Below are 20,398 nucleotides of genomic sequence, written 5' to 3' on the forward strand. Positions count from 1 at the left end.
GTTGTTTCTATGGTCTAGTGGTTGAATTCATAAAATGATACAAGCTTGGCGAGATGATTGATCATTGCCAAGCCTATGTGTTCTTTAGTTAAAAGACTCAAGCAAACTGGAATTGTTTGATTTTTCGGCTCAGTTCGTTGGTCATTTGTGCAATCATGGCGCTGCCTTCCGACACCTGTTGAGAGTCCTCTAATACTTTTTCGGATACTTCTCGAATGCCCATGATGTTGCGATTAATTTCTTCCGCCACGGTGCCTTGTTGTTCTGCTGCGGAGGCGATTTGATGGCTGCGAGCCGATACATCGTCCACTTGTCTTAACATATTTTGTAAGTTCTCGGCGGCCACGTGCATTCTGTCAGCACCCCGCTCAGCTTGGCGTGTGCTGGTGGCCATAGATGTGGACGCTTCTTTGGATTGATGTTGAAGCTTTTCGATAATCGAGCGGATTTCGACAGTTGATCCTTGAGTGCGGCTGGCCAGTGAGCGAACTTCATCAGCCACAACCGCAAAGCCGCGGCCCAGTTCTCCGGCTCGTGCCGCTTCAATGGCGGCATTCAAGGCCAGAAGGTTGGTTTGTTCTGAAATATCACCTATAACACCCAAAACAGAGTCGATATCGCTTGTTTGCTCAAGTAGTTTAACAATGACGTCGTTTGCACCTTCTATGTTCTTGGTTAAACTTTGGATGTCTTCGTTAGTCGCATCCAAATCCTGACTACTTTGGCGTGTGATAGTTTGCACCATTTGGGTTGCATCAGCGGTATCTTTGGCATGTTGCGCTACGTCTCGAATGGAGTAAGACATTTCATTCATGGCGGTGGCAAGCAATTCGACCTCTTGGAATTGGTTATCCATACCTTGTTTCGTATGCAGGCTATTGCCTTGCAGTTGTACGCAGACAGCTTGTAATTCTGTAATAGCGTGATCCACTTCCAGTAATGTGTCATTTAATGAGTTGGATACATGATTGGCTGCATTAGCTAACATACCAATTTCATCGTCTCGTTGCATATCCAGCTGTTTTGTTAAATCGCCATCAGAGATGTGTTGTAAATGTTCTGTTACCGTTTTTAATGGACGGGTGATGTTGCGAACAATGGTTACACTGCTGATAAGGGCGATTAATATTAGAATGAGTCTCGATACTGGCTGATTGCTTGATAGTAGCCCAGAAAATATCCGTTACACTGCTATACAATACGCCGCTACCAATAACCCATCCCCAAGGTTGATAGCCTTTAACATAAGACACCTTGTCTTCTGAATGCGAGACCTGTGGTCCTTTATAAGCGTATTCTACATAACCTTCACCGTGCTTTTTTACCTCAGCCACCATGGCTTGCCAGTGCGTAAAGCCATTCGCGTCCGTGACGTCCGCCATGTTTTTGCCTTCGTCTTGAGGTTTATAAGGATGCATGAGCAGTTTGGTTTGCATGTCATTCACCCAAAAGTACCCATCATCGCCAAAACGCAATGCAGATAAGGCGGCTAGAGCGGATTGTTTGGCTTTATCTTCGCCAATAACAGAGGCTTGGTCACCGTAGTATTTGACGAGAGAGTAAGCACTGTCTACTTGCTCTTTGACTTGCAGTTGTCTTGCGTTTAAGAGTTCACTGTGCAGTTCACTGTAGGCAATGGCACTAAAGACGATAAGTAATGTGACTAAGGTGCTAATAAGCCCCCAAAGTTTGTAGCTTACTTTTATTGAGCTGAGCTTCATATGACATCCCTTCAAGGTGTTAGTTTGTTTTATAAGCAGAGATTATGGGCCTGAGTCATGAAAAGAATTGTGATCGAAATCAATACAAAGGCACTTTGCTTAACATTTCTCCAATATCCCCAGCACTATGATATTTTCCTATTGAGTAAATGCTTATGAATTCCTATGGCATCATTATTGCTTAATTTGCTCTACGATAGATCAAATTGGCAGGACTTCTTCCTGTTAGGCAAAGGCGCCTGAATCTGCAGCAATGAAGCTGTTGTGGATTCAGGCGCTTTTTTTGTACTGCATTGGGGAGACAGGAATATGAAGTGGCTTACTTATCCGGCATTTTTGCTGTTGCACACACTGGGTATCATCGGCATGCTTCGAGCATTATTGGTCATTACCCTAATCTGTGGTGCTATTCGATTCGTAATACCGTCGCAGTCTGTGGAGTGGCTGTGGGTTGTGGTGGTGTATTTAGCGATGGCCAGCCTGTGGCTTATTTTACAGGAGATCGGTCAGTTGCAACGTTACTGTGAAACAACTGCTCCGCATCGCCACAAAGACCTTGTACACGCGGGGCAATGGCGGCTTCTTCAGTCGGTGAGTCGCGGGTTTCAGCAGTGGCTGAACCATGAGCAGCGTCAACAACAACTATTGCAACAGCGTTTGGATGAAATATCCCATTCATCTCATGAGACTCGAACAAAGTGCCGCTTTAGTCACTCGTAATGCCGAAGGGCAAAGTGATTCGGCCACGGTTGCGGCAGCGGCCGTTGAAGAATTGAATGTGAGCATTGTGCAAGTAGCGTCATTGGCTGCGGATTCACGGCAGAGTAGCGTAGTTGCTAGTGAGCAACTGGCTGATGGCATTGCGCAGCTCACCAATCTGGTGCAACAGCTGTCTGATATGGCGCAGCAAGCGACCATCACCGATGTGCTTATCCGCCAACTGAGTAGCAATTCGCACACCATCAATGAAATGTCTGGCACCATTCGTAGTATTGCAGACCAGACTAACTTACTGGCTCTGAATGCCGCCATCGAAGCCGCGCGTGCGGGCGAAAGTGGCCGTGGCTTTGCCGTGGTAGCCGATGAAGTGCGGCGTTTGGCCATGCACAGTCAAGAGTCAGCCACGGAAATCAGTCGCAACATTGAATCCGTTCAGCGCCATATTCAACAGGCCGCGGTTCAGGTGTCTGATTTGGCAGAATTGGCGAACCAAAATGCGGAGCGCTCAGAAAAGGTGCGCACTTTGCTTACCCAGGTCCAGCAGCACACGCAGCAACTAACAACGCAAGTTGATCAAGTGGCAAGTAGTACCGAACAGCAGGGGCAAGCGGTAGCCGAAATTGCTGAACTGGCCGATCGCGTTCGTCGCGGTAATGCTGCCAATCTGCACGCTGCCGATCAAGCCCGCACCATTGCCCATCATCTGGCTCATTTGACAGGATAATTTGTATGAACAGTATCGACTATGCACTCCCGCTCTTGTTCACTGTTTTTATCATCATGGCGTTGCTGTTTTATGGCTTACACTGGCGTCTGCAACTAAAAAAACGCTTACATATCCAACTGAACATTCGTCAATTGACGTTACTAAGGGTGCTGATAGCCGAGTTTCAGCGTCATCGTGGTCTGAGTAATGGTGTGCTGTGTGGCGACGCCAGCTTAAATGAGGATCTTGTTCGTACTCGAGAAAAGCTGGATCAGCATATTCTCACGGCGCAAGAGTTTGATGGCACTCATCAGAAAGCTTGGAGCGGTTTGATTGATCATTGGTCACGTATGCGCGAAGGAAGAACGAGTGATCAAGCTAATAATCTCATTCAGCATCATCTCATTATTCGTAACAGCATCTTTTTGATGGAAGATGTGGCTAACGAAATCGATTTGACGAAAGGTCTACCAGAATTGAGCTATTTGTCTTGTATCTGGCGTGAGGTGATTCAGGCGGCCGAATGGGCGGGGCAAGCGCGTGCCCTGGGAACAGGGATCGCGGCGGCCGGACACAGTAGTGTCGAACAGCGCGTAAGAATGCATTTTCTCTATCAAAAAATTGAATTGTTGGCGGATCAGGCTTTTACCACATTGCAGCACCATGCTAAAGAGCATCCGCAGATGACGGCGTTTCGTTTGTCGCATGGCGAGCAAGTGGTAACAGATTTTCTGCGTTGTATAAAGCAGGAGCTACTCGGTTCAGAAGTCCCAACGATTACCGCTAAAACCTATTTTCAGCATGCTACACAGGCCATCGATGAATTGTTGGCTTTGGTGGATAAGGCATTGGAGCAGCTGCAACAATATGGAAAAGAATGATAATGCTTACGTCCTTGCAAGGCATTTTGCTACTATCTTAGGAACGATGATTTTCATAAGGAAGCGTTATGCAATATTCGGTTCTTATTACAGGTTGTTCGTCAGGTATTGGCTTAGAGGCCGCCAAAATGCTTCAAGAGCGTGATTTTCTGGTGGTGGCGAGTTGTCGCAAACAAGAAGACATCGCCGCGTTACAGGCACAGGGCATTAAACATGTTGTACAGCTGGATTTAGCTGACTCGGCTTCAATAGAAAAGGGCTTGCAAGAAACCTTAGCCATTACTCACGGTGAGCTTTTTGCCTTGTTTAACAACGGCGCTTACGGTCAGCCTGGTGCGGTGGAAGATTTGCCTGTGGAGGCGTTGCGTGCGCAGTTCGAATGTAATGTCTTCGGTACGCATGAACTGACAACCAAGGTACTGAAAGTGATGCTGGCTCAAGGATACGGACGCATTGTCAATAACAGTTCGGTACTTGGCTTGGTGGCCGCGCCGTTCCGCGGAGCTTACAATGCCAGTAAGTTTGCCTTAGAGGGTTTGACCGATACCTTGCGTTTAGAATTATTTGATACGCCGATCAAGGTGAGTTTGATCGAACCCGGTCCGATAGAAAGCCGCTTTCGAGCCAATGCGTTGCTGGCGTTGCAAAACAATATCGATATGGAAAACAGCCGCCATAAAAAGGGTTATGAAGACGCAATAGCAAGGTTAAGTAAAGAAGGCGTGACGTCATCACAAACTTTGCCTGCCAGTGCGGTGGTGAATAAGCTGATTCATGCCTTGGAATCAACGCGCCCAAAAGCTCGCTATTATGTGACTATGCCAACGTATGGCGCGGTGTTGATGAAACGCATACTCCCAACCTGTTTGTTGGATTGGGTGATGCGTCGTCAAGGTGCGTGAGGAAGTGTTTTAAGCCAGTCGGACATGGCAGACAGATAAGTAGTGCGAGCCGTCTCATGGGATAGATACAAGTCATGAAAGCCTTGTGCAATACTTACTTGAGTGAGATTTGTGAAGGTTTTCTTGGCAGCTTGTACCATGCTCTCAACATCCAAAACACCATCGCCTTGCTGGACGTCTTCGACTGTCAGTTTACCTATGGTACTGGCAGCCGAGTGGCATAACAGTGTCGGGATTTTGATCCGCTGATTGGCTAGATTGCGCTGCGCATGAATGACTTCTCTTAGCCAATGAAAAGACAAATCAAAACCTTGGGCAGGTTTCCAATCTAATCGGTAATCCCACTCGCCACCAAAAACACAATGTATGGTTTTCGCGTAGAGAGAGATTTTTTTAGCGCGTAAATACGAAAACGGTAGCAAAGAAACCAATACGCGAATAGGCCAGCTAACGCGATTGAGTATCTTAGGTGGAAAGGGTAAGGCAAGAAATGGGCTATTGAGCATCAGGCCAATTACTTTAGGAAACGCCTTGTTGTAATGGCTTTCGCGTTCGGGCAAAGCATAAGGTTGCGCCAGATAAGTGGACACTACTAAGCCACCAGTGGAATGTCCGAGTATGACAACCTGATTGACACCATCTTGTTTCATTGTCGCTAGGGCAATGTCCAAATCTTGACCGTACTGTTCAAGCGACTCACACCAATTTGGTGGGGTTGAGGGGCGAATAGAGCGTCCGTAGCCCTGCAGATCGAGTGCGTAAAAACGATAGCCCAAATTGATAAAGTGCTCTGCTAAACCAGTTTGAAAAAAATAATCCGTATAACCATGCACATACAAAATGGCGTTGGTCGCGTCAGGATTACCAATATGGTGAATGAGTGTCGTGTGGACTTGAGTTTTGGGGCCTGCGAAAGAAAAAGTGCGAGCACGGAAATTGGCACCCAATAGGTCTTCACCATCGTTAACTTGTTGCCAGTCTTGTCCTATTGGTGTGCTCATGGTGCTGGTCTCGAGTGGTTAATTAAACAGGTTGTCACCAAGTTGGTCGATGGTTAGCTTGGCTTTACGCAAGGTTATCTCAATGCACTCATCACGATTTGGCATTAAATCTGAACGAATAAAGTTATGTGTTTTTTGTTCTTCACCTTCTCCTTTGGTGATGGTGGCGGCGACGCGATATTGCCCACCGTCTTTCATCGGAGCGGGTATAATTGAAAACCCCTTGTGTTCTATTGCGTCTTCCGTTTTTTCAGGGGCGCTTTCGCCTCCAGCAAATAGCCCTTTTAGGCTAGATAAGATACCCATGGATGTTCTCTCCTACTGATTTTGCTCTATTTTTCGGGGATTTGTTGTAATAGTCAAATCTCGACGTATGATTTATTTTTCAACGTTAACAGAATTACCACAGGATAAGTATTCTGTCGAAGGAAAGTCCCATTATAATGTGTTGCTAGCGTTTACGTTTAATCAGGATATGGGTTTGAGCAAAATCATGAGCACTATTACTCAAGTAGCGACCTTGGCAGGGGTTTCTAAAGCAACCGTTTCTCGCGTGTTAAGCGGTGTGACGCCGGTTAAAGAAGAAACTCGAGCTCGAGTGTTGGCCGCGATTGAAACCTTATCTTATAGCCCAAATCAGGCCGCTCGATCGTTAGCGAGTAACAAAACCTATACCATAGGTTTGGTAGCATCGCGCATTGATACAGCCTATTACGGACCTGCCGCGAGTGGGGTTGAAAGAGCATTACGCGGTGGTGACCGTCATGTCATTATTGCGAGTGGTAATGGTTCTTTGGAAGGGGAACGAGAGGCGGTTGACTTCCTAATCAAACGACAAGTAGACGCGCTGGTATTAGTGACGAACTTTTTATCAGAAGAGGAAGTTGCACAGATTAATGAACGCTGTCCCGTGTTTGTGTTGAACCAGCAATTTCCTGGCGGAGAAGGGCATAGTATTGCATTTGATAACTTTGCAGGGGGCGAAATGGCTACCCAATACCTTATTGATAAAGGGCATCAAAAGATTGCCACGGTGACGGGGCCACTGTGGAAGCATGATGCTTATCAGCGTTATTTAGGCTGTCAAAAAGCACTGCAAAATGCCGATCTTCCTCTACATTGTCAGTATGAAGGTAATTTCAGTGCAAATTCTGGCATGACTCAGATGGCCTCTATTCTAGCGCTTAAAGATCGGCCCACAGCGATCTTTTTTGCTAATGATATTATGGCGATGGGGGCGCTTCATGTGTGCGCAGAACAAGGTATCAAAGTCCCCGATGATATCGCTATTATAGGATTTGATGATCTTGATATGTCCAAATATTATGCGCCTAGCATAACGACCATAAAACTGCCTTTGTACGATATGGCGGAAGCTGCTGCCTATCTGCTTTTAAATACCATTTACGCTACCAAACATCCGATCAAACATATCTTTTCCCCCGAGTTTCGTTGTTCGCCAGTCGGCGTGATAATAATCTTCTGTTAGTCAAAAAATGCGTAAAAAATATTGACGAGGTTATTTTATTGGCTAATATTTGTTCATGAAAGCGGTTTCATTTCAAGTTTTACCGTTTCAGCTTAAGTCTCTTGAGAGGGAGATTTGAGGACAAAAACCCAATAGAGGATAAAAATAATATGATGGGTAAAAAACTGTTTACTGCCACATTAGGGGCAGGTTTTATGAGTGTATCGGTGCAAGCCGCAGATTTAGAGGTGATTCATTGGTGGACATCGGGCGGGGAACAAAAAGCCGTGACAGTGTTAGCGGAAGAGTTCGATAAACTGGGCAATGATAAGTGGGTCGATACTGCCGTCGCGCTGGGAGAAAATGCACGAGCATTAACTATGCAGCGTATTTTAGGTGGTGATGCCCCAGTGTGCCGCACAATTCAATACCTCTCGTCAGTTCGAAGAATTGATTGAAGAGGGTCTGCTTCTTGATCTCACTCCGGTAGCTGAAAAAGAAGGTTGGACCAGCTTTATTCGTCCTTCTAGTATTTTAAATCCCTGTATGAAAGACGGCGGCATTTATTGTGTGCCAGTCAATATACATTCTGCACAGTGGCTTTGGACAAATAAGAAAGTTTTTGCCGAGGTGGGGGTGAAAGAACCCAACACATGGGAAGAGTTTTTGAGTGTTGCTCCTAAAATTCGTGAGGCAGGTTACATTCCTTTAGCCTTTGGTGGTCAAGGCTGGCAGGAACGCCACGTCTTTGATGTGGTACTGATTGGGGTGACAGATGAAGCCTTTTGGAATCGTCTGTGGAAAGACAAAAGTGTGGACGCTGCGGGAAGCGCGCAAATGCGTAAAGTCTTCGAGACTTTTGGTGCTCTAAGGCAATTTACCGATGCGGGAGCACCGGGTCGAAATTGGAATGATGCCACCAACATGGTGATCACGGGCAAAGCAGCGGCGCAGGTCATGGGCGACTGGGCACGTGGTGAATTCGCCGCAGCGGATAAGGTTGCTGAGGTGGATTACGGTTGTATTCCTGGTCCCTCCAAACGCCCTTATCTTACTCTGGGGGGCGATGCGTTTATTTTTCCAAAATCTTCCGATAAAAATCTTGAAGCAGCGCAAATGAAGTTGGCTTCGATGATGTTAAGCCCTTACATTCAAGCAAAATTCAATAACACCAAAGGGTCTTTGCCAGTGCGTGCGGATGTCGATTTAAGTGTGGCAGATGCGTGTATGAAAAAAGGCTTAGCCCTGTTGGATGACCCTAAGGCGTCCATCACGCCAGCGAATGCCTATATTACGGAAGATACCAATGGGCAGATACAAGATTTAGTCTCCACTTTTTGGAATGGTTCCCAGTATGTCTGTCGACAATGCCCTGGCTGTTTTTAAAGGCATTATTGAAGACGCTGAGTAATCGCTTGCGTCGATGAATGATCACCCGTTTTTTCTGCAACGCCATGCTTAGCAGGTGGTACTGGTGGTCAATTCTTGCGTTCCAAAAGGAGTATAAACTATGACTACTTCAACAAAAGTATCGATACCGCGACGCGCTAAACGCGTGCAAATTTCGTCTTTGCTGGCCAGTACGCCGATGGCGATTGTGGCGATTGGTGTGTTCGTTGTGTGTGTTGGTTATTCCGTGATGTTGTCATTCACAAAATCACGTCTGTTTCCCAACTTTAACTGGGTTGGGTTAGATCAATATGAACGCCTGTGGGGGACCTCCCGTTGGGTCGTGTCTGTCGAAAATTTATTGATTTACGGTGTATTGTTTATTGCTTTTTGTCTCATTTCTGGCTTTTTTATGGCGGTCTTTCTTGATCAGAAAGTGCGTTTTGAAAGCGGTTTTCGCACTTTATTCCTTTATCCCTATGCCATGTCTTTGGTGGTGACCGGCCTAGTCTGGCAATGGATGATGGAGCCTTCTCTGGGGATTCAAAATGTCGTTCAGCGTATGGGGTGGGAGTCCTTTGAGTTTGCCCCCTTGGTTGATCCTCAGTACGCCATTTATGGGGTGCTGATCGCGGCGGTATGGCAATCTTCTGGTCTGGTTATGGCGTTAATGCTAGCCGGTTTACGCGGTATCGATGGGGAAATCTGGAAAGCGGCGCGTGTGGATGGCATACCGACATGGCGAACCTATTTGTTTATTGTTCTACCCATGATGCGACCTGTGATGATCACGTCTGTGGTGTTACTGGCCGTGGGTGTGGTGCGGGTTTATGACCTGATTGTTGCACAAACCGGCGGTGGCCCGGGTATGTCGACAGAGATGCCTGCCAAGTTTGTGATTGATCACATTACTGCCCGTGGCAATGTGGGCTTGGGGATGGCGGCGGCGACCATGATGCTACTTCCTGTGCTGTTGGTCATTGGTCCTTGGATTTATCGCGAATATGTTCGTCCAACGAAGCATTAGGAGTCGATCATGGAACAGATTCAGTTAACGAGCCACAGGGGCCTAAACCAAAGCAAACCTCTGTTTCTCGGGTTGGGGTGTATGTGTTTTTAGTGAGCGCGGCGATTTTCTTTTGTATTCCTTTGTACGTGATGTTGATTACATCGTTAAAAGGCATGCCAGAAATTCGTTTAGGAGAGCTTTTTGCGCTACCGGAGCGACCCAAGCTTCGCGGCTTGGGTAAAAGCTTGGAGTGAAGCGTGCTCCGGTGTCGAATGCAATGGTATTCAAACGGGGTTTTGGAACTCGGTAAAGATCACTATTCCGAGCGTCGCCATCTCTATCATTCTTGGGTCTATTAATGGCTATGCCTTGTCGTTTTGGCGTTTTAAAGGTTCAAACCTGCTGTTTGGCTTATTGCTATTTGGTGCATTTGTGCCTTTTCAGGTGGTGATTTTTCCGCTGATTATCTTTCTTCGGGAGGTAGGGTTATACGGTTCATTAACGGGAATTATTTTGATCCACACTATTTTCGGCATGCCGATCATGACCTTGTTGTTCCGTAATTACTTTGCCTCGTTGCCAGATGAATTGTTCAAAGCAGCACGAGTCGATGGGGCAAACTTTTGGCAGATCTTTTTTCAAATCATGATGCCACTCTCTATTCCAGTGACCGTGGTGGCGGTGATTCTGCAAACCACAGGGATTTGGAATGATTATTTATTGGGGCTGATTTTTGCGGGTCGAGACAATTTACCAATGACGGTGCAGTTGAACAACATTGTGGCCACCACTTTTGGGGTGCGTGAGTACAACGTGAACATGGCAGCGACCATTCTGACAGCAATCGTGCCGTTGGCGATTTACTTGTTGTCCGGTAAATATTTTGTGCGTGGCATCGCCGCTGGCGCGGTTAAGGGGTAAGTGATGAACAGTGTCTCAATTAAAAAATTGGATCTTAAGTATCAAGATGCGCATGTGTTAAAGCATCTAAATCTAGACATTCAAAAGGGCGAATTTTTGGTGCTCTTGGGGTCATCCGGTTGCGGTAAATCCACCTTGCTCAATTGCATTGCGGGTTTATTGGATATTACGGCCGGTCAAATTTGGATTAATGATCGCAATGTGACCTGGGAAGAACCCAAAGATCGCGGTATAGGCATGGTGTTTCAATCTTATGCCTTGTATCCGCAAATGACCGTGGAAAAGAATTTATCCTTTGGTCTAAAAGTGAAAGGCATGGCGAAAGAGGAGATTCGCCAACGCGTGGACCGTGCGGCGAAAATCCTGCAAATAGAGCCACTATTGCAGCGTAAACCGTCTGAACTATCGGGTGGACAGCGTCAACGTGTCGCGATAGGACGAGCCTTAGTGCGAGATGTAGAGGTGTTTTTATTTGATGAGCCTTTGTCGAATCTGGACGCCAAGTTGCGTGCAGATTTGCGGGTAGAAATTAAGCGCCTGCATCAAAAATTAAAAAACACCATGGTGTATGTAACGCACGATCAAGTAGAGGCGCTTACGTTGGCGGATCGTATTGCCATTATGAAAGACGGTGAGATTCAGCAACTGAGTACACCAGCCAATATTTACCATAAGCCCTGTAATCTCTTTGTAGCGCAGTTTATTGGCTCGCCAAGCATGAATTTGTTGGAAGGCCGCATCGTAGGCGAAAATTTTGTCTATCAAGATTATCGTGTTCACTTAATGGGCTATGAATTTATCGATCAAGGCGATCACGACACGTCTGCGTATTTAGGCATTCGTCCTGAGCATTTGGCGCTTGAAGTCCCGTGAGGGTTATGTGCAATTGGCCACGGCCACGATAGATATCTTGGAACCAATGGGCGATGAAACCATCGTGTGGTTTGATTTTATGAACCGCAAGTGGTCCGTTAAAGTCCATGGCGATCATCAACTGACATGGGGCGCTGACATCGACATTTATCTCGATCCTAAGAAAGCCCACCTGTTCTCTAAGCAAAGTGAAGTACGGCTTTAACGTCACCAATCGTAAACATAACAATAAAAAGGAAGACACATGAACGAATTTTCATTTCAGCTTTACAGCGCTCGCAATACACCGTCTCTTGATGACGTGTTCGCTCTTTTACACCAAGCAGGTTATCAGCAGGTGGAAGGATATGGTGGTTTATACGCGCAGTTGGATGAGTTGAAGCACTTATTAGCCAAACATGATCTGACCATGCCAACTGGACACTTTGATTTGGGTATGTTGGAAAACAACATCGCCCAAGCGTTATACATTGCGAAAACCTTGAATATGCACACCATTATTTGCCCTTTCATCATGCCAGAGAAACGTCCCGACAGCGCGCAAGGCTGGTTTGAATTAGGGCAGCGTTTAGAGGCGATCAGAGAAAGAACGGTGAACGCGGGATTTGAATTTGCTTGGCACAATCACCACTTTGAGTTTGAACCTTTGGCCGATGGTAGATTGCCGATGACTTGTATCCTCGAAGGTGGTCCAAATATCAAATGGGAAATGGATGTGTCATGGGTGGTCAAAGGTGGGCAAGATCCCGTTGAGTGGATGACGAAATATCGAGATCGTATTTGTGCCGTGCATTTAAAAGACATTGCGCCAGAAGGGGAGTGTTTAGATGAAGACGGTTGGGCGGATTTTACTCATGGCACTTTGCCATGGAAAGAATGGTGGCCTGTGGTGCGTTCCACTCCGGCGAATGCCTTTGTGATGGAGCATGATAACCCTAACGATTTATCACGTTTTGCCACTCGTGCGTTAAGCGGTGCAAAAGCCTTAGTAAAAGGAGCAGCAGCATGAAAACCATTTTGAATGTCGGTCTAATTGGCTGTGGCAATATTTCGGACAGTTATTTGTCTTTAGCACCACAATTTCGTGGTTTCAAAATAGTCGCTTGTGCGGATTTAAACGCTGAATTAGCGGCAGCCAAAGCACAGAAATATGGCATTGAATCGCGCAGTGTGGATGCTTTATTAGCGTCTGAAGATATTGATATTGTTGTTAATTTAACCATTCCAGCTGCGCACTGTGCGGTAAGTATGCAAGCACTGGAAGCGAGTAAGCATGTTTACTCGGAGAAGCCTTTGGTTTTGAGCCTAGAAGAAGGGCAAAAAATGAAAGCGCTTTCACTAAAAAAAGGACTCAAAGTGGGCAGTGCGCCCGATACCTTTATGGGCGGTTCTCACCAGTTTGCTCGACATTTATTAGACAGGGGAGAGATTGGTGAGGTGTATTCGGGTACCTGCCATGTGATGAGTGCAGGCATGGAAAGTTGGCATCCTAACCCGGATTTTTTCTTTAAAGCGGGTGGTGGCCCAATCTTAGATTTAGGGCCGTATTACATTGCCAATTTGATCCAGCTGTTAGGGCCAGTAGCGTCTGTGATTGCCAAAACGTCGATTCCACGTAAGCAACGTAAAATCACCAGTCAGCCAAGGTCTGGCGAGATGATAGAGGTTGAAACACCGACAACGATTCATGGCATTCTGACCTTCCAAAATGGCGCGGTTATTACCTTGGGTGCCAGTTGGGATGTGCACGCTCATCAGCACTCCCATATGGAGTTATATGGCAGCAAGGGTTCTATGTATTTGCCCGACCCTAATTTTTTTGGTGGGAAAGTGTCGTTGATCCAAGAAGGCCGTGAAACCCCTGTGGCAATGTGGAATCACCCATTTGGGACGCCAAATCAAATCCATGGCGAGTTAGCTAAGGCAAATTATCGCACGGCGGGTTTAGCGGAAATGGTGATGGCCATTCATATGGGTCGCGATCACATGTGTTCGCTCGACCGAGCGTTACACGGTGTCGAGGTGATGACGGCTATTTTAGCGTCAGGTGAGAGCGGTCAAGCCATCAATATGACGACTCATTGTGATCGCCCTCGCGCACTTGACCCTGAGGCAGCTAAAGCCTTGCTTGCAGCTTGTTTTTAGGAGGACATTATGAAGACGATAAAAGGACCGGCGATTTTTTTGGCGCAGTTTGTCGGTGATGACGCGCCTTTTAATAGTTTCGATACGATTTGTGGCTGGGTGGCTTCTTTGGGTTACAAGGGGGTACAAGTCCCCACTTGGGACAAACGCCTGATGGATTTAGAACGTGCCGCAAACAGCCAAGAGTATTGTAACGAACTGATCGCAACGGCGGCAAAACATGGCGTGGTGATATCAGAGTTATCAACGCATTTACAAGGTCAACTGGTGGCAGTGCATCCTGCTTATGACGAAGCGTTTGATGGCTTTGCCGATCCGAGTGTGCGGGGGAATCCGAGAACTCGACAGGCTTGGGCCGTTGAACAATTAAAAATGGCCGCTAAGGCGTCAAAACGTCTTGGTCTTAATGCTCATGCGACCTTTTCCGGCGCATTAGCATGGCCGTATTTTTACCCTTGGCCACAGCGCCCAGCGGGCTTAGTTAAAGAAGCGTTTGCAGAGTTGGGTCGACGTTGGAAGCCCATTCTAGATGCTTTTGATGCGGCTGGCGTGGATCTTTGTTATGAAATTCATCCCGGTGAAGACCTTCACGATGGCGTGACTTTTGAGCGTTTTCTAGAGGAAGTCGGTCATCATCCTAGGGCGAATATTCTCTATGATCCGAGCCATTTCGTGCTACAGCATTTGGACTACTTGGCCTTTATTGATCATTACCATGAGCGCATCAAGATGTTCCATGTCAAAGACGCGGAGCTAAATTTGAATGGTAAATGCGGTGTCTATGGTGGTTTTCAAAACTGGGTCGATCGTCCGGGGCGTTTTCGTTCTATTGGTGATGGTCAGGTGGATTTCAAAGCGATTTTCGCCAAGCTTACCGCCTATGATTTTGCGGGTTGGGCGGTATTGGAGTGGGAATGTTGTTTGAAGCATCCTGAAGACGGTGCCCGTGAAGGCGCGCAACATATCCAAGACTTTATTATCCGTGTGACGGACAAAGCCTTTGATGATTTTGCTGACAGTGGCGTTGACGCGCAAGCGAATCGCCGCATGCTGGGATTGGAGTAATACCATGAGTGAAATAACAAAACGTCGCTTACGTCTTGGTATGGTAGGTGGTGGTGAAGGGGCATTTATCGGTGAAGTACATCGCTTTGCGGCGCGTCTAGATGACCATTATGAGCTGGTGGCGGGGGCGTTATCGAGTCAGCATGACAAGGCTGAGCGTTCGGCCAAGGCGCTTGGTATTGCGCGGTCCTACGTGGATTTTGAAGCCATGGCGCAACAAGAAAGCGAGCGTGAAGACGGCATTGAAGTGGTGTCTATTGTGACCCCCAATCATTTGCATGCACCGGTGGCAATGGCGTTTCTACAACGAGACATTCATGTCATTTGCGATAAACCTCTCACAGCAACCCTTGCTGAGGCAAAAGCGTTGTCTCAAGTGGCAGAAGCAAGTCAAGCGCAGTTTTTATTAACTCATAATTATTCTGCCTATCCCATGGTGCGCGAAGCACGTGCCATGGTGAAAGAAGGCAAGCTAGGTAACATTCGTTCTATTCAAGTGGAATATGCGCAGGATTGGTTAACGCATTCATTAGAGCAAACGGGCAACAAGCAAGCGGTTTGGCGTTCGGACCCGGCGCAAGCGGGGTTGGCTGGCTGTGTAGGGGACATTGGTAGTCATGCCTATCAGCTAGCCTGTTTTGTGGCGAATACACAGGCAAAAGAAGTGTTAGCGGACTTATCCAGTTGGGTTGACGGAAGATTGTTGGATGATGAAGCGAATATTCTGCTGCGTTTTGAAAATGGCGCAAAAGGGCATCTTTGGGCCAGCCAAGTCGCACCTGGCAATGAGAATGCGTTGACGCTACGGGTTTATGGCGATCAAGCGGGGATAGAGTGGCATCAGGAGACGCCGAATGAATTGATATATTCTGTGTTAGGAGAACCAAGCCAACGTCTTAGACGCGGCAATGGTTATTTGAGTGACGCGGCGGCGTCGGTGTCGCGTATTCCTTCCGGTCATCCCGAAGGTTATTTAGAGGCGTTCGCGAATCTATATTGTGAATTTGCCGAGCAACTGCTGACCGCCACGACTAATCCCCATTTACCTACTCTGGCGACCGGGTTGCACGGCATGCGCTTTATCACGGCCAGTGTGTATTCGAGCCAAAACAATGGTCTCTGGGTTCCGATTGGTCATTAGGTTTATATGCGGCTTTTCTTAGCTTGCTGTATACTCTCAGTTACATTGCTAATTGAGTCATAGGAACACATTAATATGGTCGGAACACAAGTAAATAACCCTTTGCATGGCGTGAAACTGGAGAAGATAGTGACGGATCTAGTGGCGCATTATGGTTGGGAAGAGCTGGCGATTCGCATCAATATTAATTGTTTTAAAAGTGACCCATCGGTTAAGTCGAGTTTGAAGTTTTTGCGTAAAACGCCGTGGGCGAGAGACAAAGTGGAGGCGCTCTTTCTAGAGACATTTCATTAGAAGCACACTTTGTTTCGGCCTTCGCGCTTGGCTTGATAAAGTTTTTCGTCTGCAGCCCGAAGAAAGTCATTGAACTCCTGTTCGGGTTGCAGTGAACTGATGCCGATACTAACAGTAAGCTTGATGTCTTCTTGGTGGCTATGGAAGGTTTCATCCTCGATCGCTTGCCTTATTTTTTCCGCTTCTTCACTCACTTGTTGATGATCCATGTTTTTCAATAAGATAATAAACTCTTCACCGCCTAGGCGGTAGACTTCTTGGACTTGCTTAGATTGGCCAAGGATGTTCGCTACTGTGATCAGCACGGCGTCACCAATATCATGGCCGAATTTGTCATTGATGTTTTTGAAACGATCAATGTCAATGAGTAGCATATGTATATGGATAAACTGCTTTTGGATGAGAGCAAAGTCGTTTTCGAGTGCGTGACGATTACACACTCCCGTTAAAGCATCTTGTAAGGCAAGAGAGTGCAGAAAAGAACTGACTTTTCGACGTTGTACTTCGTAGAGATGGCACACCAGCCAGATGGCAATGTAGACCAAGCTAAAATTAAACAAAGTTCGATAGGGCATGTAGAGGTTGGTGTCTGCACGTGTAAACAATATTGCTGCCGATAGCGCCATTACAAGCGCACTGAAGTAAAAGCCTTTTCTTAAACCAAATAAACTGTAATACCAGATGGGTAACGCCATACACCAAAAAATAGAAGCCCGCAACCAGATCCATCATCGATGCTGAGAGTAAAATATTAACGGTTAATATCACCATTAAGGCGTATCTATGCCAAGATCTGTATTGCTGTTTCAAGGAAGCGTAAAAACAATAACCACCAAATAGCGCAGCAAAAAGCTGAATAACCCCAAGGTCTAGCTTTTGCATTAACAGCATATTGAGCAAAAAATAAACACTGTGCAGTGCACAGAGAAGGGCGCTGAGCCATTTATGTAATACTTCTGGAGGGACTGAAGTGTGTGGGTACTGCCTAGCACTCATGGATAGACTCGTTCAAAAAAGTAGAATTGACAAAGCACTAAATGGCCTCAGTAATACTCATCGATCCATAATGAACTAAATTACGCCCTTTATTTTTTGCCGAGTAAAGGTTTTTATCTGCGGTACGTAAAAATTCTCGGAAAGTCTGTCCTTTTTTAAGCTGAGCGATACCAATGCTGACTGTGATTTTGATATTTTGTTGGTACGTCCTAAATACCGCATTTTCAACACTTTTACGGATGGACTCGGCAAAGTCGAAAGCTTGTGTAGCGGAATGGCCTTTAAGAACAATAAGAAACTCTTCCCCACCAATACGATAAACATTGTGGCTTTGAATACAATCTTGCAGTAATTCGGCAATTTCAACCAATACTTGGTCGCCAATATCATGCCCAAATTCATCGTTTACGCTTTTAAAATGATCGATATCAAGGATTAATAAGCGTGTTTCTTCTTGTTTCGTTTGAAACGAGTCGTCTGATTGTTTATTGAACCCGTCAAAAAAATCTTTAACGCATGGCGATTTTGTGTGCCAGTTAGAGGGTCTTGAAAAGCCATCTTGTAGAGTAATAAGCTACTTTTTGTGTACTGAGTTTCGTATAAATAGCAAATGGCATAAGAAAAGAAATAGGCAAGTACGAAGTTAAGAACCGAACGATATGGAATATAATTTTCTGTTTCAGATTTTACAAATAGCATCATCAGTATGGGAAACGACAAGAGTATGGTGAAGACTAATCCCTGTTTGGCTCCAACTAATAAGCAGTACAAGGGCGGTAATAGTAGCAGCCAGTAGATGGATCCAGCTCTTAAATCAGCCAAGTAAAAGGTGGAGAATGTTGTCACGGTCAGTGAAAGGATCAGTGAAAAACGGTGCCATTTTTCGATCTTTTTTTGGTGGGCAGCGGCAAAAAAATAAAGACTCAAGGCTCCGAAAATACCATCCACCATACCGATGATGATTTGGTTTAACAGGGCAATGTTCAGAAAACAGAAGAAAAACATGAGACCGCTACTGGTTAGACTTAACCATTTGTGCAGGGTGTCTCTGGTTTCCAACAGTAAGAAGTTTGTTTGAGTCGTCATATTGCCATTTTCTGCATATAAAATAATCAGTAAAGGATTTTGAGCGACATATTCTCTCTCAAAAATATAGACGAGTTAGATTTATTTAAGTAACAATTTGTTACCGATCGGGGTGAACTCATTGGCAGCATGAATCAAAGATTGCGCAGTTAACATTTCAACACCATACACTTCGACTTTGGTGTGATATTTGTCTCTGAGAGTTTTAGCAAGAATGTCAAAATCGCCATCGCCAGACAACAAAACCAATACATCACTATCTTTGCCATACTCTATGCCATCAATAGCGATACCCACATCCCAATCGCCTTTGGCAGAGCCATCAGAGCGCTGGATAAACGGCTTTAATTTTACCTCGAAGCCAATGGCTCTAAGAATGTTTTGAAACTGACGCTGTTTGTCATCTCCTCTATCTATGGCATAGGCGATGGCTTTAGTGACATTTCTTCCTTCCGTCGCCTGTTGCCAAAAAGCGTTGTAGTCAAAAGAGCGCCCAAAGGCTTGTCTTGTTGTGTAATAGACATTTTGAACATCGACTAAAATAGTCACATTGGTCATGGTATTCCTATGGCTGTATGAGTAAAAAAGAGAAGAAAGTAACACGTTACAAGTATTTGTATTGAAAAGAAATCATAAAACGAGATAGGGCAGGGGCGATAAATCTAAAAATATCCCCACTATGCTCATTAGACTCATTTTTATTGAATAACGGAGTGACGCATTATGTCTGGATTTGACCCCGATCATCAGTTTGGGTCCCTTACGCCAAGGGAAGAGAACGCCAAAAGCAATGTGGTGATCGCTTATATTTTTATGCTGTTAGGTATCTTTACTGGTATATTTTGGCTGATTGGTGCTATCTGGGCCATGGTAAAAGTAAGCGACGCTCGCAGCACAAAGTTTGAAGACCATTACGCCAATATTATCAGTACTTTTTGGTGGGGGATTTTCTGGGGGATTATTGGGGTAGTACTCGCCTTATTTTTTATTGGTTACATTATCTTATTTGCTGTCTGGGTTTGGTCGATTTTTAGAATGGTAAAAGGGATTGCCAGAGCCACATCGAATCAGTCATACCGTGACATGTTCAATCCCTTTTAAGCTAAGCGAATCATTGGTGGCTTTGTATGGTGATTCGGCTATTTTTATAAAGCGAGCCTTCGTTTGCCAATAAGGTCAGCTCTTTCACACTGGTGGGAGTAGAAGGCAACAAAGACAGGGTTAGTTGCTTAGGGGTCTCTATAAAAGTTTGTAAAGACGTTGCAATCTGTTTGGCTTCTGGTGAGTTGGCAGGCGCGAATCCTACGGTTTGACTGGCTAATAGCAAGGCATCTTCTAGGTTGATCCGATTTTTTTGATTAGAAGAAGATAGAGAAAACAAGCGATGGATTAAACCAGACTCTTCGTATTTTATATCTAAAGAACGCAATTCAATGGCTTCACCATAAATAATCGGTAGCGCTTCTGGTTGACCCAATGCGAAAGAGGCGAGTATGTCAGAACGAAGGTCTGATAGCGTAAAATGCTGATCTAAAAGTCGAATGTTAGACATTAACGTTAGCTTGCCTGCATCCTTTATATCTAGTTTGAGTTCAGAGACAATGCCTTCGTCTTGAATCGTTGAAGAAAAAGAGCCTTTACCCAATAGCGTGTTCATTCCTGCTGAACGCATTAATGTGCCCGTTTTTCTTGATAGGCTATCAATGGGGCTTTCCTGTATCCAAAAATCTATGTCTAAGTTCGGATGTTTAACAAGGTAGCTATTGAAGGAAATACGCGCGAAGATAAGGAGTGGTGAATCTTCAGCGCCAACTTTAACGCCTTCAAGCGACGGTGTTAGAGTGAAAGGGTTAAAATAGACTTGCTGATAATGCACAAACTCTGTCAGTCCAGAGTGTTCTAATTGTTCCTGGATTTTTTGTTCGGCGTATTGTGCTCCGAAGCGCTGAACCGCATACAGCCCTAGTATTGCAAAACAAGACAGTAAGATAAAATACGTTAGGAACTTGCCTAAAATAGTTTGAAACTTTGAAGTTCTATTCAATGTCATAGTCCAGTCAGAAAGTTAACGGGCGAAGCG

The 20,398-nt window shown here is 45.6% G+C and carries 25 protein-coding genes and 2 pseudogenes; 17 read left to right on the plus strand and 10 right to left on the minus strand.

From position 1 onward, the window contains the following. Positions 1 to 97 precede the first annotated feature (97 nt). Positions 98 to 1,135 carry a methyl-accepting chemotaxis protein gene (locus ONZ52_RS08700; protein ID WP_321160331.1) on the minus strand — a complete coding sequence of 346 codons (1,038 nt, stop codon included), beginning with the start codon at positions 1,133 to 1,135 and terminating at the stop codon, positions 98 to 100. Then, positions 1,038 to 1,721, minus strand: coding sequence for a cache domain-containing protein (locus ONZ52_RS08705; protein WP_265218241.1), 684 nt, complete (start codon positions 1,719 to 1,721; stop codon positions 1,038 to 1,040). The genes ONZ52_RS08700 and ONZ52_RS08705 overlap by 98 nt, the downstream gene beginning before the upstream one ends. A gap of 309 nt (positions 1,722 to 2,030) precedes the next feature. Between ONZ52_RS08705 and ONZ52_RS08710 the strand changes: the two genes are divergently transcribed. From ONZ52_RS08710 to ONZ52_RS08725, 4 genes are all read left to right on the plus strand, one after another. Then, a complete protein-coding gene (locus ONZ52_RS08710) occupies positions 2,031 to 2,441 on the plus strand; it encodes a hypothetical protein (protein WP_265218242.1) in 411 nt (136 codons plus the stop codon). Next, positions 2,404 to 3,165, plus strand: a complete 762-nt coding sequence (locus tag ONZ52_RS08715) for a methyl-accepting chemotaxis protein (protein ID WP_428981172.1) — start codon at positions 2,404 to 2,406, stop codon at positions 3,163 to 3,165. Before ONZ52_RS08710 ends, ONZ52_RS08715 begins: the two co-directional genes overlap by 38 nt. Positions 3,166 to 3,170: 5 nt before the next feature. Next, positions 3,171 to 4,028: a nitrate- and nitrite sensing domain-containing protein gene (locus ONZ52_RS08720; protein WP_265218244.1), complete on the plus strand. Its 858-nt coding sequence runs from the start codon at positions 3,171 to 3,173 to the stop codon at positions 4,026 to 4,028. 68 nt (positions 4,029 to 4,096) lie between these two features. Continuing rightward, positions 4,097 to 4,930, plus strand: coding sequence for an SDR family NAD(P)-dependent oxidoreductase (locus ONZ52_RS08725; protein WP_265218245.1), 834 nt, complete (start codon positions 4,097 to 4,099; stop codon positions 4,928 to 4,930). On the opposite strand, the gene ONZ52_RS08730 is transcribed toward ONZ52_RS08725, so the two are convergent. Together ONZ52_RS08730 and ONZ52_RS08735 are read right to left on the minus strand one after the other, a co-directional pair. Continuing rightward, on the minus strand, positions 4,918 to 5,931 hold the full coding sequence (locus tag ONZ52_RS08730) for an alpha/beta hydrolase (protein WP_265218246.1): 1,014 nt from the start codon (positions 5,929 to 5,931) through the stop codon (positions 4,918 to 4,920). The genes ONZ52_RS08725 and ONZ52_RS08730 overlap by 13 nt on opposite strands. Positions 5,932 to 5,949: 18 nt before the next feature. Continuing rightward, positions 5,950 to 6,237, minus strand: a complete 288-nt coding sequence (locus ONZ52_RS08735; RefSeq protein ID WP_111608575.1) for an HlyU family transcriptional regulator — start codon at positions 6,235 to 6,237, stop codon at positions 5,950 to 5,952. Positions 6,238 to 6,424: 187 nt separating this feature from the next. Between ONZ52_RS08735 and ONZ52_RS08740 the strand changes: the two genes are divergently transcribed. The 12 genes from ONZ52_RS08740 (at position 6,425) to ONZ52_RS08795 (ending at position 16,236) form a co-directional block, all read left to right on the plus strand. Continuing rightward, positions 6,425 to 7,420, plus strand: coding sequence for a LacI family DNA-binding transcriptional regulator (locus ONZ52_RS08740; RefSeq protein ID WP_265218247.1), 996 nt, complete (start codon positions 6,425 to 6,427; stop codon positions 7,418 to 7,420). A 149-nt stretch (positions 7,421 to 7,569) separates the two neighbouring features. Next, positions 7,570 to 7,857 carry a hypothetical protein gene (locus ONZ52_RS08745; RefSeq protein WP_265218248.1) on the plus strand — a complete coding sequence of 96 codons (288 nt, stop codon included), beginning with the start codon at positions 7,570 to 7,572 and terminating at the stop codon, positions 7,855 to 7,857. Then, positions 7,802 to 8,785, plus strand: a complete 984-nt coding sequence (locus ONZ52_RS08750; RefSeq protein WP_265218249.1) for an ABC transporter substrate-binding protein — start codon at positions 7,802 to 7,804, stop codon at positions 8,783 to 8,785. The genes ONZ52_RS08745 and ONZ52_RS08750 overlap by 56 nt, the downstream gene beginning before the upstream one ends. A 124-nt stretch (positions 8,786 to 8,909) precedes the next feature. Then, the gene (locus tag ONZ52_RS08755; protein WP_265218250.1) at positions 8,910 to 9,815 is read left to right on the plus strand and encodes a carbohydrate ABC transporter permease; all 906 of its coding nucleotides are present in this window, start codon (positions 8,910 to 8,912) and stop codon (positions 9,813 to 9,815) included. A 183-nt stretch (positions 9,816 to 9,998) separates the two neighbouring features. Next, entirely contained in the window at positions 9,999 to 10,718 is a 720-nt protein-coding gene (locus tag ONZ52_RS08760) for a carbohydrate ABC transporter permease (RefSeq protein ID WP_265218251.1), read from the plus strand. 3 nt (positions 10,719 to 10,721) lie between these two features. Then, entirely contained in the window at positions 10,722 to 11,591 is an 870-nt protein-coding gene (locus tag ONZ52_RS08765; protein WP_265218252.1) for an ABC transporter ATP-binding protein, read from the plus strand. After that, positions 11,578 to 11,796 carry a TOBE domain-containing protein gene (locus tag ONZ52_RS08770; RefSeq protein ID WP_265218253.1) on the plus strand — a complete coding sequence of 73 codons (219 nt, stop codon included), beginning with the start codon at positions 11,578 to 11,580 and terminating at the stop codon, positions 11,794 to 11,796. Before ONZ52_RS08765 ends, ONZ52_RS08770 begins: the two co-directional genes overlap by 14 nt. Before the next feature lie 39 nt (positions 11,797 to 11,835). Further along, a complete protein-coding gene (locus ONZ52_RS08775; protein WP_265218254.1) occupies positions 11,836 to 12,600 on the plus strand; it encodes a sugar phosphate isomerase/epimerase family protein in 765 nt (254 codons plus the stop codon). Further along, the gene (locus ONZ52_RS08780) at positions 12,597 to 13,736 is read left to right on the plus strand and encodes a Gfo/Idh/MocA family protein (RefSeq protein ID WP_265218255.1); all 1,140 of its coding nucleotides are present in this window, start codon (positions 12,597 to 12,599) and stop codon (positions 13,734 to 13,736) included. Before ONZ52_RS08775 ends, ONZ52_RS08780 begins: the two co-directional genes overlap by 4 nt. Before the next feature lie 9 nt (positions 13,737 to 13,745). Beyond that, entirely contained in the window at positions 13,746 to 14,801 is a 1,056-nt protein-coding gene (locus ONZ52_RS08785) for a sugar phosphate isomerase/epimerase family protein (RefSeq protein WP_265218256.1), read from the plus strand. A gap of 4 nt (positions 14,802 to 14,805) precedes the next feature. Continuing rightward, positions 14,806 to 15,942, plus strand: a complete 1,137-nt coding sequence (locus ONZ52_RS08790) for a Gfo/Idh/MocA family protein (RefSeq protein ID WP_265218257.1) — start codon at positions 14,806 to 14,808, stop codon at positions 15,940 to 15,942. 75 nt (positions 15,943 to 16,017) lie between these two features. Continuing rightward, positions 16,018 to 16,236, plus strand: a complete 219-nt coding sequence (locus tag ONZ52_RS08795; RefSeq protein WP_265218258.1) for a VF530 family protein — start codon at positions 16,018 to 16,020, stop codon at positions 16,234 to 16,236. Here ONZ52_RS08795 and ONZ52_RS08800 read toward each other — a convergent pair. The 5 genes and pseudogenes from ONZ52_RS08800 to ONZ52_RS08810 all read right to left on the minus strand — a co-directional run bounded on the left by ONZ52_RS08800 (position 16,233) and on the right by ONZ52_RS08810 (position 18,876). Beyond that, on the minus strand, positions 16,233 to 16,955 hold the full coding sequence (locus ONZ52_RS08800; protein WP_265218259.1) for a GGDEF domain-containing protein: 723 nt from the start codon (positions 16,953 to 16,955) through the stop codon (positions 16,233 to 16,235). The two genes, ONZ52_RS08795 and ONZ52_RS08800, sit on opposite strands and share 4 nt — an antisense overlap. Before the next feature lie 46 nt (positions 16,956 to 17,001). Beyond that, positions 17,002 to 17,232, minus strand: a pseudogene (locus ONZ52_RS25345) (hypothetical protein); the annotation flags it as partial. 37 nt (positions 17,233 to 17,269) lie between these two features. Continuing rightward, positions 17,270 to 17,803 carry a GGDEF domain-containing protein gene (locus ONZ52_RS08805; protein ID WP_265219374.1) on the minus strand — a complete coding sequence of 178 codons (534 nt, stop codon included), beginning with the start codon at positions 17,801 to 17,803 and terminating at the stop codon, positions 17,270 to 17,272. Positions 17,804 to 17,868: 65 nt separating this feature from the next. Continuing rightward, positions 17,869 to 18,318, minus strand: a pseudogene (locus tag ONZ52_RS25030) (GGDEF domain-containing protein); the annotation flags it as partial. An 81-nt stretch (positions 18,319 to 18,399) separates the two neighbouring features. Further along, on the minus strand, positions 18,400 to 18,876 hold the full coding sequence (locus ONZ52_RS08810; RefSeq protein WP_265218260.1) for an NYN domain-containing protein: 477 nt from the start codon (positions 18,874 to 18,876) through the stop codon (positions 18,400 to 18,402). Positions 18,877 to 19,041: 165 nt separating this feature from the next. Here ONZ52_RS08810 and ONZ52_RS08815 point away from each other — a divergent pair, with 165 nt between their 5' ends. Further along, positions 19,042 to 19,419, plus strand: a complete 378-nt coding sequence (locus ONZ52_RS08815) for a DUF4870 family protein (RefSeq protein ID WP_265218261.1) — start codon at positions 19,042 to 19,044, stop codon at positions 19,417 to 19,419. A gap of 10 nt (positions 19,420 to 19,429) precedes the next feature. Here ONZ52_RS08815 and ONZ52_RS08820 read toward each other — a convergent pair whose 3' ends face one another. Further along, positions 19,430 to 20,362, minus strand: coding sequence for a hypothetical protein (locus ONZ52_RS08820; RefSeq protein ID WP_265218262.1), 933 nt, complete (start codon positions 20,360 to 20,362; stop codon positions 19,430 to 19,432). Positions 20,363 to 20,398 lie beyond the last annotated feature (36 nt).

The sequence above is a fragment of the Marinomonas rhodophyticola genome (genome assembly GCF_026113935.1).
Lineage (GTDB): Bacteria > Pseudomonadota > Gammaproteobacteria > Pseudomonadales > Marinomonadaceae > Marinomonas > Marinomonas rhodophyticola.